Raw genomic sequence first — 13,303 nt, 5'->3', positions numbered from 1 at the left:
GGCCGATGCATCAGGAAGGGGCGACACCAGGCTCGGCTCCGCCCCGATCCATCGGGCGAGGGGCGGCTGCGTTCCCTCTGGCGTTGTCGGTGTTGGCGCTGCTCGGCGCCGCTTCCCTGCGCCCCGCGGCGGCGGTGATGGGTGGGCCCAAGGCCCATCCCTACGCGCAGGCGGTGGGCACCAGCGTCAGGGCGGCCGAGGCGGTGCTGGCTCAGACCGGCACGGAGACCTGTCTGCGCGGCAAGCTCACCAACGCGATGCTGGGATTGTCGGCCAGTTGCGAGGCGAGCGGCCAGCGCAACCCGCTCTGCCAGTTAGCCGATCAGGTTTCGGTGATCACGGGCCCCTGGAGTTTGGGTGCGATGGAGGACACAGCACGCAAAGTGATTCTCCTGGCCGCTCCGGTGGCCGTGGGCGGCCCAGGCCCGGTGGAGGTGAACCGTTAGGGCTCCGCCCTCGCGGGGATCATTGGGTGCCGAAGTTAAAGCCGCTCTTTGGCTTGGGCGCGGCTGCGGGGGCCGGGGCCACCAGAGGTTTGAGGGTGGGTTTGCAAACGTTCTGCAGGCCTTCCGCCAGCTTGTTGAGGGCTTCGCGGCGCTTGTAGCTGTTGCTGGAGGCGGTCACTGATTTCTGGCGAATCTCCCAGAGATCGTCTTTGCAACTGGCCGAGAGCCAGGGGTTGTCCAGCAACCCATCGGCGCTCTTGCGCGAGGGGTCGCATGTGATGGCGGTGTTTTCGCGGGCGCAGTTGATCGCGCTCAGCTGCATGGTGCGCAGGGTCTCTTGGCTGGGAAAGTCCGGCTCAGGGGTTTTCGGAGCGGCCTGGGCGCCGGGTGGTGCATTCCAGGGCAGGAGTGCCGCGGCGAGGAGGCCGAGGGCGCAGGCGTTGGGCCGAGCCATGGAGGCAGCACAGATGAGCCCCATCATCGCCCCGGCATCGGGCGCCTCTGGCCGCTGCCGCACGCCTTGTGCATCCGCGCCCATCTGCGCTCCAGCCGCGGGGCCACCCCGAGCTCGGCCCCCCGCCACATCCGCTCGAACTCGTGCTCGAACTGGGACGCCAGCGCAGGTGAGTGAATCAGCAGAAGGGTTTCGTCATTTCCGTGGGCGGCCGACGGGCTCCAGTTGAAGCTGCCGGTGATCACCGTGCGCCGGTCGATCACGGCGAATTTGTGGTGGAGCTTGTCGCCCCCCGCGAGCCGTGGCACCCCCACCGTTTCCATCGCCGCGCTCCAGGTTTTGTTGCCCGCTTCGATGCCGCAGCGGCGATCAGGCAGGTTGATCCCGAGCAGATCCAGCACCTCGGAGAAGGAGCGGTAGGCGAAGCCCGGATCGGCCAGCAGCCTGAGGCGCACGCCCTTGGTGCGCAGGTGGGCCAGGGCCTCGGTGAGGTTCTGGGCCGAGAAGACGAACAGGGCCAGATCGATCCGCTCCCGGGCCTGGTTGAGGCTCTGCTCCAGCACCAGAAGTCCGTTGCGAGGATCCTTGGACCGGTGGGGGGCGAAGAGCACATCCACGGCGGTGCCCTGTACATCGACCCGCTGGATCGCTGTTCCCTTTTTCTCCAGGCCGAAGCGGCTGTCGGGTTGGCCCTGGGGACCATCCCCCCAGAGTTTCTGGAACTCCTGCACGAACACAGCCGCCAATGGAGCGCTTTCCAGGCGCAGGAGGTGATTGACGTTGCCGCGGGTGCTGGGGGAGTCGGGGTCGCCGTGGATGCAGGAGGGGGTGAAGTTGGCCGAGCCGGTCACCAGCACGCGCCGGTCGGCGATCAGGAACTTGTGGTGCATCAGGCCGCTGCCGGCGCTGCCGTCAGCGGTGTCATCGATCAGGGGGACACCCCCTCGCTGCAGGATGAGCACCGCATCGCCCGCCTCCCGTTCCTCGGAGCTGAGCACTCCGTCGTGGTTGCGATCGGCCAGGGCGCTCAGCTGCCGCTGGCGCAGGCGCTGGTGGGGGTTGAGATCGAGGGCGTGCTGTTGGCTCCAGGGGGTGCTGTAGGTGTTCTCAAGCACCACCTTCACCGTGATCCCTTCACGCTGTTTGGCCACCAGGGCCCGGGCCACCTCCGGCAGAGAGAGCTCCTGAACGGCGACCAGCAGTTCGCTGCGGGCCTCCCGGATCGAGCGAAGCACCAGGGCTTCGAGGTCATCGCCTGGGCGCTGCTGACCGTTGATCGGGCTGCGGTAGCTGGTTTCTCCGCGCTGGTTGAAGACCAGCTCAAAGCCCTTGGGCAGCGGCGGTTGCGCAGGGGTTGAGCCGATCAGCCGGGCGTTGGCGCCGCAGCCGCCCAGGGAAATCGCCCCGGCAAGGGTCAACAAGCCAAGCCCCAGGCAGTTGAGCGGGCCCCTACCGGGAGGCTCCAAGACGTGATCGTGGGGGCTGATCGCTGCCGAAGGATTGGCCTTGGCGCCCATGGTTGCCGGTTCCGCTGGTCCGGTTCAGGGTTCCCAGAGGTGGACGGGGAGGTGGCGGGCGGCCTCTCCCTCCAGCGGTTCAGCGCCGTTGGGGGCTTAAAACCACTCGGCGACGGCCTGATCGCTGGGGTTGCTGTTGTCTTCAGGGGTGTCGCGTTCGAAGCGCAGGGTGATGTTGCGCTTTTGCTGACCGTCGGCGGCGATCGCCTGGATCGGATAAAGCTGCAGGCCATCGCGGAACGGCACCTGCACCCGGAAAGTGCCATCGCTGGAGAGGGGCACCTCCTCCTCGCCGATCAAGAGCCGGGCGGAGGGATCGGTGGCGCCGTAGACGATCAGCTCGGCGTCGGCCACAAGCCAGAAGGCCCGCTGGCGCGGGGCCACCCCGCCCAGGCCTGATTCATTGCGGCCACTGGCCCAAAGGCCGATGCCCGAGGGGTTGAGGCCTACACCGCTGAGGCGGGAATGGTCGCTGTCCTCGATTTCGTGGAAGGCCTCTGAGCCGCGGCCGAAGCGCTTCCACCGCACCGTGGCGCTTTGGTACAGCCGCTCATGCAGGTCGGTGTCGGCGGCCTCCACAGGGCTGGGCAGGCTGGGCAGAGTGCCCGTGGTGCCAGGTGCCGACGATTCGAGGGTGAAGGGCACGAATTGATCGAGGATCTGCTCGCTGGGATGCAGGGCCGGAACGCGCGCCACAGAAGATGTGGCCAGGGAGATCCAGCCGCCGGCCGGTCGGCGGTAGCCCAGCTCCACCCGGTAGTCGCGGTCGCTCAGTGGCACGGGCAGGTACCACTCAGTGGCGTGGGCATCCACCGGCACCTCCTGCAGGGTGTGGGGGTGGGTGGCACCATTGGCGAGGCCCGTCACATCGGCCAGGCGCAGGGCCAGCTGGGTGGCGCCGATGGTCAGGGCTCCCTGACGATCAGGGTCGGAGATCTCCCAGAACACATAGGCCCATTGGGGATCCCGCGGCAAAAACACCACCTTGGTGGGGGAGGCCGGCCGGGGGGCAGGCGGCAGCTCCGCCTCAATCGCCTGCAGGTTCAGGGCCGGAGTGTCCGGGGCGTCATCGCCTGGTTGCCGGGTGTTGATCGCTTCCACCAATTCCTGCTTGGATTTGCGGCTGTAAAGACCGACCCCCAGATCACTGGCCATCTGACGCAGCTGCCGGAGGGTCAAGCGGGCTAGAGAAGAGAGGGTCTGACTCACAGCGTTTCCTGATTTCGTTTGGGATCAGTTTGCATGACTTTTTCCGCCCAGGGCCCCGTCCCAGGGCAAGGGTCAGCATCTTCTGACGGCTCCGGTTGCCACCAACCATGAAAAAAACGGCGGGGATCTCCCGCCGTTGTTGATGGCCTTGCCGGGCTGGCAAAAGCGCTGAAATCAGCGACCGATGCTGCGGTAAGGAACCTTGGAGAGGTAGTCGATGCTGGCGCTGCTGGCGGCATTGCCGGCGTTGCGCAGGGCCGGCAGGGAGCGCACCCAGGGGAGGTAATCCTCGGGGTTGCCGCCACGGCGCTGGGTGGCGCGAACCGGGAAGGCTTTGCCTGCGCCGGTGTAGACGATCTGCGGGAAACCGAAGATGCCGCGGTAGTAGGCGTCGTAGCGGGGCGTGGTGATGTTGAAGGGGGTTTCACCCAGCGCCCGGGAGCCCACCACCCGGTTCCGGTGGTAGGGAACCGTGTCGTAGCCGAAGTTCTCGAGGTACTCGTCGCTGTCGAGGATCGCGTCCACGGCACCCTTGAGGCCCTTGGTCATGATCACGGCCGACCAGGCGATTTCCTCGGCCTGGCTGTAGACCGGACGACCGAGCAGTTTCTCCACCAAGTGGCGGGACAGGCGGTAGTTGTTATTGAGGTTGTAAAAGCTGCGAACGAAGGTGTCCGAGAGGGCCAGGGAGCGGATGAAGTCGCGCACGGTGATCTGACCGTCGCGCAGTTGGCATTCGAGGGTGTGGTCCCGGTCGACCTTGAAGGCGTGGAAGAAGAGCTGGCGGTAAGCCGATTCGATCACAAAGTTCTGATCGTCGCGGCTCAGGACCTTGTCCAGCGCAACGGCCTTGGGATCTTCGTCGGAACCCACCCGAAACGCCTTGACCCGGGAGTTCTGGGTCGTGGGTGCGTACTTGAGTAGGGGGAGCGCCACGCGTCTATCGGCATCCGACGCCTGTGATCGTAGAAGTGCGCCTCTGGGCCTCTTCTCGCTGGCCAGGCAGGACTCACGATCCGTAACGTTTGCACCCTGCTGCGTGGCCGGCCCACCCCCCGCGGGGGACTCACCAGCCGAAGGCTGAAAGGGGTGACGCCGGGGGGGGGGCGGCTCCGGACTCAGGCGCTCCAACGGCTGCTGCTGAGGGCGCTTCGGCGCCATCGGCTCCCTGCCAGCGGGTTTCGATGCAGAAGGAAGCGGTGTTGGAAAGCCCCTCCACCGTGCTGGTGCGCAGGCGCACATCAGGCCCGGCGAAGCTGAAGCGCTCCAGGGAGTTCATCGTTTCGTAGTTGGTGCTGAGCAGGAGGCCATCGCGCGCGTCCATCGCGAAGTGGCCAGCCACCGGGGCCGTCTCGGCGTAGCCCCGGTCGCGCAGCAGCAGGCCGACGCGGCCCCGTTCATCGCTGGGGATCAGCCCGAAGACGGATTCGCCTTCATGGGCTTCGCCCGCCTTGTCCCAGGCCATCGAGCCGCTCCAGCGCACTTGGCAGCCCCCCACCAGACCGGCGGGGTCCTGGCCATGCAGTTCGGCAATCGCCAACAGCCGCGGGTCGCCGGCGACCACTTCCACCACTTCAATCAGGGAGCCGCCCGCCTCAGCGCTGCGGTACAGGAGGTGGTGGCTGCTGCGTTGGGAGCGCCAGCGGCCGCAGCTGAGCTGGAAAAAACTCAGGGCATCGGCAATCGAGAGGCTCACGGCGCGGCAGCGGCTACAGCGATGATCGCAAGCGACGGCCTTGGTGGCGCCTCTTTTGTCCCTCGGAGCCCTGGCGGCCTTGGCGGCAGCCCTCTGCTGGACCCTTTCCACCAGCCTCTGGCGGCGGTTGCCCACCTCCTTGGGCCCCGCCCAGCTGAACCTGCTCAAGAACCTGTTGGCCCTGGCCCTGCTGGGGCCGGTGTTGGGGCTGCTTCCCGGGGCGGTGCCGCCCTCGGTCCTTCTGCCCCTGGCCCTGAGCGGAGTGGTGGGAATCGGCCTCGGGGACAGCCTGTTCTTTGCGGCTCTGCGGCGCCTGGGCACCCGCCGCACCCTCACCCTCGATGCCGGCGGACCGGCTCTCACGGCCTTGGTGGGTGTCCTGGCGCTGGCGGAGGTGCCCCGGCCCGGCCAGTGGCTGGGCATCGGCCTGATCAGCCTGGCGGTGCTGCTGGTGGCCCGTGGCGTGCGCGACTCTGACGGCCAGCGGCGGCCCCCCGACCCCTGGGGGGTGCCCCTGGCCCTTGGGGCCCTGGCCTGCGGGACAGCCGGGGCGCTCCTGGCCCGTTCGGTGCTGGTGGTGGGCACGGTGGGGCCGCTGCAATCCGCTGCCGTGCGCCTTGCCGCCGCTGTTGTGGTGTTGCTACCGCTGCTGGGGCGGTTGCCGCGCGCCCGCTGCGGTCCCCTGCCGAAGCGGCCGCGCTGGCCTGTGGTGCTGATGGCCACAGCGCCGGTGATGGCCCTGCCCTTGGCCCCCCTGGAAAGGGACAGGCCGGGGCGGCGGGGGTGGGCGGCGGCGCTGCTGGCCCTGGCGGGTGTCGGCTTGGTGGTGGGCCTGGGGGGTTAAGCCGGATCGCGTGTCAACGGCGCACCGTTCAAGCGCTCCTGGGCCTGCCCCTCGGCCCAGGCCACCAGCTGGGTCAGCTCAAGGGTGAGGGGATCACAGCCCAGCTCGGCGGCCAGACGCTCCAGTTGGGCGGCGCCGCTGAGCAGTTGCTCCAGGAACACCGGGGCGAAGCCAGGGTCGCTCTGGAAGCGGGGCTCATGGGCCATCCAGGCTTCGATCGCAACGCTGACGGGCATGGGGCCGTGGCCCCGCCCGGCGATCTCCTGAAGGCAGCGCAGGCAGTGGGCGAGCAGGCGCAGGTGATGGCGCTCCAGAGATGGCAGCAGACTGGACTCCAGCAGGCCCAGGTCGCGATCACTGAGGGGGCCGGAGGGATTCACCGCTGGGGTGATATGCCGTTCTCGATCTGGAGGCGGAAGCCGCAGGAGTGGCCCCCCTCCAGGCGCCAATGCATGCGTTCCACCGAGCAGTCGGGGAAGGTGTGGCGAATCAGCTCCAGTTCCTGGGCACACACCACCGGGAACTGCTCGGCGATGCGCGAGACCGAGCAGTGGAATTCGCTCATGAGCCAGCCACTGCCCTCGGGGTCCGGGCGGCATTCGGTGACATAACCCTCCCGGCGGCGCAGCTCCACCAGGCGCTCCACCCGGGTGCGGAGGCTGCCTTCGCCGATCTGCCGGTGATAGAGCCGGGCCTTGTCCTGGGCCTGCTGCTCCAGCAAGGCTTGGACGGTGCCGGGGGGCAGGCTGGCGTTGATCGAGCTGAGCAGGCCGAGGGCGAACTGCTCGCTGCCGTCGGGGAACTGGTCGTGGCCTCGGGGTGTCAGGCGCCAGTGGTTGCTGGGGCGACCGGGGCCCTCGGCGGCGGGGCTGGCCTCCACGAGGCCGTCGTCTTCGAGGCTGCGCAGGTGCCGACGCATCACCTGTACTGAAACCTCCAGGCGGTCGGCCAACTGGGCCGCCGTCGCGTCACCCGTGTGCAACAGCAGGGTGAGTGCCGCCTCGCGGGTGGGGGCCTGGGTGGAGGGGCTCATCGGGTCGTTCACGGTTCCGCCGGCGAGCGGACCGTGCCCCAACCTTGCCACGCGCGGCAGGAATCTGTGGTCAGCGCCCGGGCAAGGGTCAGGCAAGGGCCACAATGGCCCCATCACCTCCGGTGCCTGCTGCGGTGCCCTAGGCTCCAACTAACGAAACCCCAGAGTTTCGTAATTGGAGGCTGGCCCTGTCCGGCCGGATCTCTCCAAGCCCTCATCCCCCACGCCGTGGTGCCGCCCACCGTCCCGTCGAACCATGTCAGACGCCTCCTCAGCTACGGCATCCAGCGGTCCTGCGGGGGCCGGCTCCGAGAGCCTTGAGGTGATCCGCAAGTTTGCCGAGACCTACGCCAAGCGCACCGGCACCTATTTCTGCAGCGATCCCGGCGTGACAGCCGTGGTACTCGAGGGCCTTGCCCGCCACAAGGATGAGCTCGGGGGTGCCCTCTGCCCCTGTCGCCACTACGAGGACAAGCAGGCCGAGGTCTCCCAGGCTTTCTGGAATTGCCCCTGCGTGCCGATGCGGGAGCGCAAGGAGTGTCACTGCATGCTCTTCCTCACCGAGGACAACCCCTTCCGCGGCGAGAGCCAGACCATCAGCACAGAAGAACTTCTTTCCCACACCGCAGGCTGAGCGCCGCACCGCCATGACCGCAGCCGCCTCCCCGCTCGGAGATCTGGTGAGCCAGCCGTACAAGTATGGCTTCGTCACCGACATCGAGACCGACAAAATCGCCAAGGGACTGAGCGAGGACGTGGTCCGCTGGATTTCAGCGAAGAAGGAGGAGCCGTCCTTCCTACTCGATTTCCGTCTGAGAGCCTACCGCCAATGGCTGCGCATGGAGGAACCCGACTGGGCCACCCTCGGTTTCCCAGCCATCGACTATCAGAACATCATTTACTACGCGGCCCCCAAAGAGCAGGCGAAGAAGTCCAGCCTCGATGAAGTGGATCCGAAGCTGTTGGAAACCTTCGAGAAGCTCGGCATCCCCTTGAGCGAGCAGAAGCGTCTTTCCAACGTGGCCGTTGATGCGGTCTTCGACAGCGTTTCGATCGCCACCACTTACAAGGAGAAGCTGGCGGAGCACGGGGTGATCTTCGGCTCGATCAGTGAGGCTGTGAAGGAGCATCCCGAGCTGATCGAGCGCTATCTGGGCACGGTGGTTCCCGGCAACGACAACTACTTCGCGGCCCTCAATTCAGCGGTGTTCAGCGATGGATCCTTCGTGTTCATCCCCAAGGGGGTGGAATGCCCGATGGAACTCTCCACCTACTTCCGCATCAACTCCGGCGACACCGGCCAGTTCGAGCGCACCTTGATCGTGGCTGAAGAAGGCGCCTCGGTGAGCTACCTCGAGGGCTGCACCGCACCGATGTTCGACACCAATCAGCTGCATGCGGCGGTGGTGGAGTTGGTGGCCCTCGATGACGCCTCGATCAAGTACTCCACCGTGCAGAACTGGTACGCCGGCGATGAGAACGGTGTGGGTGGCATCTACAACTTCGTCACCAAGCGCGGCCACTGCCGCGGCGACCGCAGCCATATCAGTTGGACCCAGGTGGAGACCGGCTCGGCGATCACCTGGAAGTACCCCAGCTGCGTGCTGCAGGGGGCTGATTCGGTGGGCGAGTTCTACTCGGTGGCCCTCACTAACCACCGCCAACAGGCGGACACCGGCACCAAGATGATCCACGTGGGTCCGCGCACACGCTCCACGATCGTGAGCAAGGGCATCAGCGCCGGCCATTCCTCCAACAGCTACCGGGGTCTGGTGCAGATGGGGCCCAAGGCGGTTGGGGGTCGCAACTTCAGTCAGTGCGATTCGATGCTGATCGGCGACCAGGCCGCCGCCAACACCTACCCCTACATCCGCTCCCAGCAGCCCGACGCCGCGATCGAGCACGAGGCCAGCACCTGCCGGATCTCCGAAGACCAGCTCTTCTATCTGCAGAGCCGGGGCATTGGCTTCGAGGAGGCGGTGTCGATGATGGTCAGCGGCTTCTGCCGCGATGTGTTCAACCAGCTGCCGATGGAGTTCGCCGCCGAGGCCGACAAGCTCCTCGCTCTCAAGCTGGAGGGTTCGGTGGGTTGAGTCCCGCTTCGTTCCTTCCATCCCCGCTCCCGTGCAGCTCCCCCTAGGGCCTGCCTTCCTTCCGCTCTGCCCCAACCCCAGGCCCTGTGATCCGTCCCGACGCTGAACTTCTGCTCCAGATCACCGATCTCCACGCCCGCGTGGAGGATCAGCCGATCCTCAAGGGCGTGAACCTGGAGATCCGCGCCGGCGAAATCCATGCGGTGATGGGCCGCAACGGCAGTGGCAAGAGCACGCTCTCCAAGGTGCTGGCGGGCCATCCCTCCTATCGGGTGACCAGCGGTTCGGTGCGCTATCGGGGCGAGGATCTGCTGGCGCTGCCCCCGGAGGAGCGGGCCCGGATGGGGGTGTTCCTCGGCTTTCAGTACCCGATCGAGATTCCCGGGGTGAGCAACCTGGAATTTCTGCGGGTGGCCACCAACGCCCGCCGCGGCCAGAAGGGCCAGGAGGAGCTGGACACCTTTGCCTTCGAGGATCTGGTGAACGAGCGCCTCAAGGTGGTGCAGATGGACCCGGCCTTTCTGGAACGCTCGGTGAACGAAGGCTTCTCCGGGGGTGAGAAAAAGCGCAACGAAATTCTTCAGATGGCGCTGCTGGAGCCCTTGGTGGCGATCCTTGATGAAACCGATTCCGGCCTCGACATCGACGCCCTCCGCATCGTCGCTGGCGGGGTCAATCAACTGGCCACGGCTGACAATGCCACTCTGCTGATCACCCACTACCAGCGCCTGCTTGAGGTGATCACCCCTGATTATGTGCACGTGATGGCGGCGGGCCGCATCCTGCGCACGGGCGGCAAGGAGCTGGCCCTGGAACTCGAGGAGCGCGGCTACGACTGGGTCGACGAGGAGCTAGCGGCCCTGGAGCTTTCCGAGAACGCCCGCACGCCTCTGGAGGTGGCCTGACCATGGTCCTGGCGAGCGACACCACAACCGGGGCCGCCGATCACGCCACGGCGATCGAGGCCTGGAGCGCGAAGCTCCTGCAAGAGTTACCGCCCGCCGTGGGTGTGCTGGCGGACGTGCAGCGTCGCGGTCGCGCCGCCCTAGAAGCCCTGCCCCTGCCCCGTCGGCACCAGGAGGATTGGCGGTTCACTGATCTGGGAGGCTTGACAGCCCTTAGCCCCCGTTGGGACGCGGCTCCCGTGGCGCCGCCCGCCGATTGGCCCCCGGCGGCCCCCGGGGTCACGCGCCTGTGGCTCGATGGCCGCAGTGATCCCCTCGCTGGAGTGGAACTGCCGCCCGGTCTGCGCCCCCTGGCGCCGTTGGAGCTGAGCCAGGCCCTGGGCCACACCCTGGCGGCTGTGGGCGCTGAGCACCACTGGCCCGTGGCCTTCAACCACGCCAGCGCCGGCGATTGCCTGGCCCTCCGCGTGAGTGGGCGGGAGATCGTTCAGCTGGAACTCGTCAGTGCTGCTTGCAACGACCAGGCGGTGCTCCCCCTGCGCGTGTTGGTGGTGGTGGAGGAGAAGGCCCAGCTGGAGCTCACCCAGGTGCTGCTGGGCTCGGCCGCCAGCCTCACCAGCCTGATTCTTGAGCTGCACCTGGGCCGTAAGGCCGCGGTCAATCATGGTCTGCTGGCCCTCGGGGAGGCCCCGGCCAGCCTGCTGGCCCATGTGGCCGTGGAGCAGGAACCCCAGAGCCGCTATCAGTTCACCAGTGCCTCCCGCGGCTGGGCGCTGTCGCGCCTGGAGCCCCGCATCAGTCAGGTGAGCGGCGCGGCCCACACCCATCTGGCGGGCCTGCAGCTGGCGGAGCAGCATCAGGTGGCGGACACCCACGCCTGGGTGCGCTTCGAGGGGCCCGATGGCAACCTCGAGCAGCTGCACAAGGCGATCGCCGATGACCACGGCCGCAGCATCTTCAATGGTGCCGTGCGCGTGCCCCGGGCGGCCCAGCGCACCAACGCCGCCCAGCTGAGCCGCAACCTGCTGCTCTCCAACCTGGCCCGGATCGACACCAAGCCCGAGTTGGAGATCGTCGCCGACGACGTGCGCTGCGCCCATGGCGCCACCGTGAGCCGGTTGCAGCTCGATGAGCTCTTTTATTTGCAGAGCCGCGGCATCGACGCCGAGCTCGCCGCCAGCCTGCTCAAGCGTGGCTTCTGCGCCGAAGTGCTCAAGGGTCTTCCCGCGGCCGCCGCCGTCTGGGAGCCCCTGGCGAGGGTGCTGCAGCCGGGCTCTGCTTTGAGCGCTCCGGAGCGGCGGCCATGACCAGCCTGGCCCTCCCACCGCTGATCCCCGCGATCGAGCCGGCCGAGAACCTGGCATTGATGACGCGTCCGGATTTCCCGCTGCTCGATCAGGTGGCCTGCCTGGGGCAGCCGCTGATCTATCTCGATTACGCCGCCACCAGCCAGAAGCCCCGTCAGGTGCTCCAGGCCCTGCAGCACTACTACGGCCATGACAACGCCAACGTGCACCGCGGCGCCCACCAACTGAGTGGCCGTGCCACCGAAGCCTTCGAGGCGGCACGCACCAAAACGGCGGCCTTCATCGGTGCCGCCAGCCCCCACGAGATCGTCTTCACCCGCAACGCCACCGAGGCGATCAACCTGGTGGCCCGCAGCTGGGGTGACGCAAACATCCGCCCCGGCGATGAGATTCTGCTGTCGGTGATGGAGCACCACAGCAACCTGGTGCCCTGGCAGCTGCTGGCGGCCCGCACGGGCGCCGTGCTGCGTCATGTGGGGCTCACCCCCACCGGTGAACTGGATCTCGACGACTTCAAGGCCCAGCTGGGAGAGCGCACGAGGCTGGTGAGCCTGGTGCAGGTGAGCAACACCCTGGGCTGCCTCAACCCGATCGCCGAGATCACCCGCCTGGCCCACGCCGCCGGTGCGTTGGTGCTGGTGGATGCCTGCCAGAGCCTCCCCCACCTGCCACTGAATGTGGCCGATCTCGGCGCCGATTTCCTGGTGGGCTCCTCCCACAAGCTCTGCGGGCCCACGGGCATGGGCTTTCTGTGGGGACGCGAGGCGCTGCTGGAGGCGATGCCGCCTTTCCTGGGGGGCGGCGAGATGATCGAGGAGGTGCAGCTGGGCTCCAGCACCTGGGCGGGTCTGCCCCACAAGTTCGAAGCCGGAACCCCGGCCATCGGCGAGGCGATCGGCATGGGAGCGGCCCTCGATTACCTGCAGGGCCTGGGGCTCGGGCGCATCCATGCCTGGGAGCAGCAGCTGACGCGCCAGCTGTTCGCCAGGTTGCAGGCGATCGAGGGGGTGCGGATCCTTGGCCCCACGCCCGAGCAGCAACCGGATCGCGCCGCCCTGGCCGCGTTCACGGTGGAGGGCCTGCACGCCAACGACATCGCCGCCCTGCTGGATTCCGCCGGCATCTGCATTCGCAGCGGCCACCACTGCACCCAGCCCCTGCACCGCCACTACGGCCTCGCCGGATCGGCCCGGGCCAGCCTGGGATTCACCACCACGCCCGAGGAAATCGACCGCTTCGCCGAGGAACTCCAGGGCACGATCGGTTTCCTTCGGGAGCACAGCTGAGGCTGGATCGGCTCCGGGGAGACCACTGCTTCAGGCCAGTGAATGCAGGCCGATCGCATTGCCTTCCGTGTCGATCACCACGGAGATGAAACCGAACTCGCCAATGGCCATTTTCGGGCGGCACACCTGGCCTCCGGCGGGCACCACGCGGCTTTCCTCCACAGCGCAATCCCCACAGCTGAAGTACACCAGTGTGCCGCCCTTCCCGGGCTCGCAGCCCTCCACCTTCATCAGTGCCCCACCGGCGCCCACCTGGGCGTTGTCCATCGGGAAGCTCCAGTAGGCCATGGCCGGGTTGGACATGTCCTCGAACTCCACCTGGAACACGGCCCCATAGAACGCTTTGGCCCGTTCCATGTCGGACACGTTGATCTCGAACCAGATGACGGGATTGGTGGCCATGGCGGTGTCGGGTGGAGGGTGGTTTGAACCTTAGGTTCGGTATTCCAAGTGATCCGGTCGTCTTCATCACCCTTGCCCGTGGGGCTTGATCCGCCCGTCGCGGATGTGCAT

15 protein-coding genes are annotated in these 13,303 nt (G+C 67.3%); 7 read left to right on the top strand and 8 right to left on the bottom strand.

Features of this window, described 5'->3' with window-relative positions:
• Positions 1–89: 89 nt before the first annotated feature.
• On the top strand, positions 90–446 hold the full coding sequence (locus tag KBY88_RS08530; RefSeq protein ID WP_254939496.1) for a hypothetical protein: 357 nt from the start codon (positions 90–92) through the stop codon (positions 444–446).
• Between the two features lie 19 nt (positions 447–465).
• On the opposite strand, the gene KBY88_RS08525 is transcribed toward KBY88_RS08530, so the two are convergent.
• The 5 genes from KBY88_RS08525 to KBY88_RS08505 all read right to left on the bottom strand — a co-directional run bounded on the left by KBY88_RS08525 (position 466) and on the right by KBY88_RS08505 (position 5,322).
• On the bottom strand, positions 466–900 hold the full coding sequence (locus KBY88_RS08525; protein WP_254939495.1) for a hypothetical protein: 435 nt from the start codon (positions 898–900) through the stop codon (positions 466–468).
• 23 nt (positions 901–923) lie between these two features.
• Positions 924–2,321 carry a phospholipase D-like domain-containing protein gene (locus tag KBY88_RS08520; protein WP_254939494.1) on the bottom strand — a complete coding sequence of 466 codons (1,398 nt, stop codon included), beginning with the start codon at positions 2,319–2,321 and terminating at the stop codon, positions 924–926.
• 192 nt (positions 2,322–2,513) lie between these two features.
• Positions 2,514–3,626: a DUF4912 domain-containing protein gene (locus KBY88_RS08515; protein WP_254939493.1), complete on the bottom strand. Its 1,113-nt coding sequence runs from the start codon at positions 3,624–3,626 to the stop codon at positions 2,514–2,516.
• 174 nt (positions 3,627–3,800) lie between these two features.
• A complete protein-coding gene (locus KBY88_RS08510; RefSeq protein ID WP_254939492.1) occupies positions 3,801–4,562 on the bottom strand; it encodes a phycobilisome rod-core linker polypeptide in 762 nt (253 codons plus the stop codon).
• 130 nt (positions 4,563–4,692) lie between these two features.
• On the bottom strand, positions 4,693–5,322 hold the full coding sequence (locus tag KBY88_RS08505) for a phycobiliprotein lyase (RefSeq protein ID WP_254939491.1): 630 nt from the start codon (positions 5,320–5,322) through the stop codon (positions 4,693–4,695).
• A gap of 43 nt (positions 5,323–5,365) precedes the next feature.
• Here KBY88_RS08505 and KBY88_RS08500 point away from each other — a divergent pair, with 43 nt between their 5' ends.
• Positions 5,366–6,166, top strand: coding sequence for an EamA family transporter (locus KBY88_RS08500; protein ID WP_315858117.1), 801 nt, complete (start codon positions 5,366–5,368; stop codon positions 6,164–6,166).
• Here the strand turns inward: KBY88_RS08500 and KBY88_RS08495 are convergent.
• Together KBY88_RS08495 and sufR are read right to left on the bottom strand one after the other, a co-directional pair.
• Positions 6,163–6,546, bottom strand: a complete 384-nt coding sequence (locus tag KBY88_RS08495) for an NDH complex assembly factor CRR9 (RefSeq protein ID WP_254939489.1) — start codon at positions 6,544–6,546, stop codon at positions 6,163–6,165. The two genes, KBY88_RS08500 and KBY88_RS08495, sit on opposite strands and share 4 nt — an antisense overlap.
• Positions 6,543–7,199, bottom strand: a complete 657-nt coding sequence (sufR, locus tag KBY88_RS08490; RefSeq protein ID WP_254939488.1) for an iron-sulfur cluster biosynthesis transcriptional regulator SufR — start codon at positions 7,197–7,199, stop codon at positions 6,543–6,545. The genes KBY88_RS08495 and sufR overlap by 4 nt, the downstream gene beginning before the upstream one ends.
• Positions 7,200–7,455: 256 nt before the next feature.
• Between sufR and KBY88_RS08485 the strand changes: the two genes are divergently transcribed.
• From KBY88_RS08485 to KBY88_RS08465, 5 genes are all read left to right on the top strand, one after another.
• Complete coding sequence (locus KBY88_RS08485; RefSeq protein WP_254939487.1) at positions 7,456–7,833, top strand: ferredoxin thioredoxin reductase catalytic beta subunit; 378 nt, start codon at positions 7,456–7,458, stop codon at positions 7,831–7,833.
• Positions 7,834–7,846: 13 nt separating this feature from the next.
• Positions 7,847–9,292: a Fe-S cluster assembly protein SufB gene (sufB, locus tag KBY88_RS08480; RefSeq protein ID WP_254939486.1), complete on the top strand. Its 1,446-nt coding sequence runs from the start codon at positions 7,847–7,849 to the stop codon at positions 9,290–9,292.
• 86 nt (positions 9,293–9,378) lie between these two features.
• Positions 9,379–10,197, top strand: coding sequence for a Fe-S cluster assembly ATPase SufC (sufC, locus tag KBY88_RS08475; RefSeq protein WP_254939485.1), 819 nt, complete (start codon positions 9,379–9,381; stop codon positions 10,195–10,197).
• 2 nt (positions 10,198–10,199) lie between these two features.
• Positions 10,200–11,504: a Fe-S cluster assembly protein SufD gene (gene sufD / locus KBY88_RS08470; RefSeq protein WP_254939484.1), complete on the top strand. Its 1,305-nt coding sequence runs from the start codon at positions 10,200–10,202 to the stop codon at positions 11,502–11,504.
• The gene (locus tag KBY88_RS08465; RefSeq protein WP_254939483.1) at positions 11,501–12,790 is read left to right on the top strand and encodes a SufS family cysteine desulfurase; all 1,290 of its coding nucleotides are present in this window, start codon (positions 11,501–11,503) and stop codon (positions 12,788–12,790) included. Before sufD ends, KBY88_RS08465 begins: the two co-directional genes overlap by 4 nt.
• 30 nt (positions 12,791–12,820) lie before the next feature.
• Here KBY88_RS08465 and KBY88_RS08460 read toward each other — a convergent pair whose 3' ends face one another.
• Entirely contained in the window at positions 12,821–13,192 is a 372-nt protein-coding gene (locus KBY88_RS08460; RefSeq protein ID WP_254939482.1) for a VOC family protein, read from the bottom strand.
• Positions 13,193–13,303: the final 111 nt, after the last annotated feature.

Origin of the sequence: Cyanobium sp. Morenito 9A2 (genome assembly GCF_024345575.1) — a bacterium.
GTDB lineage: Bacteria > Cyanobacteriota > Cyanobacteriia > PCC-6307 > Cyanobiaceae > ATX-6F1.
Note: the sequence above shows the minus strand (reverse complement) of the source record. Positions and strands in the feature narration are given on the sequence as shown.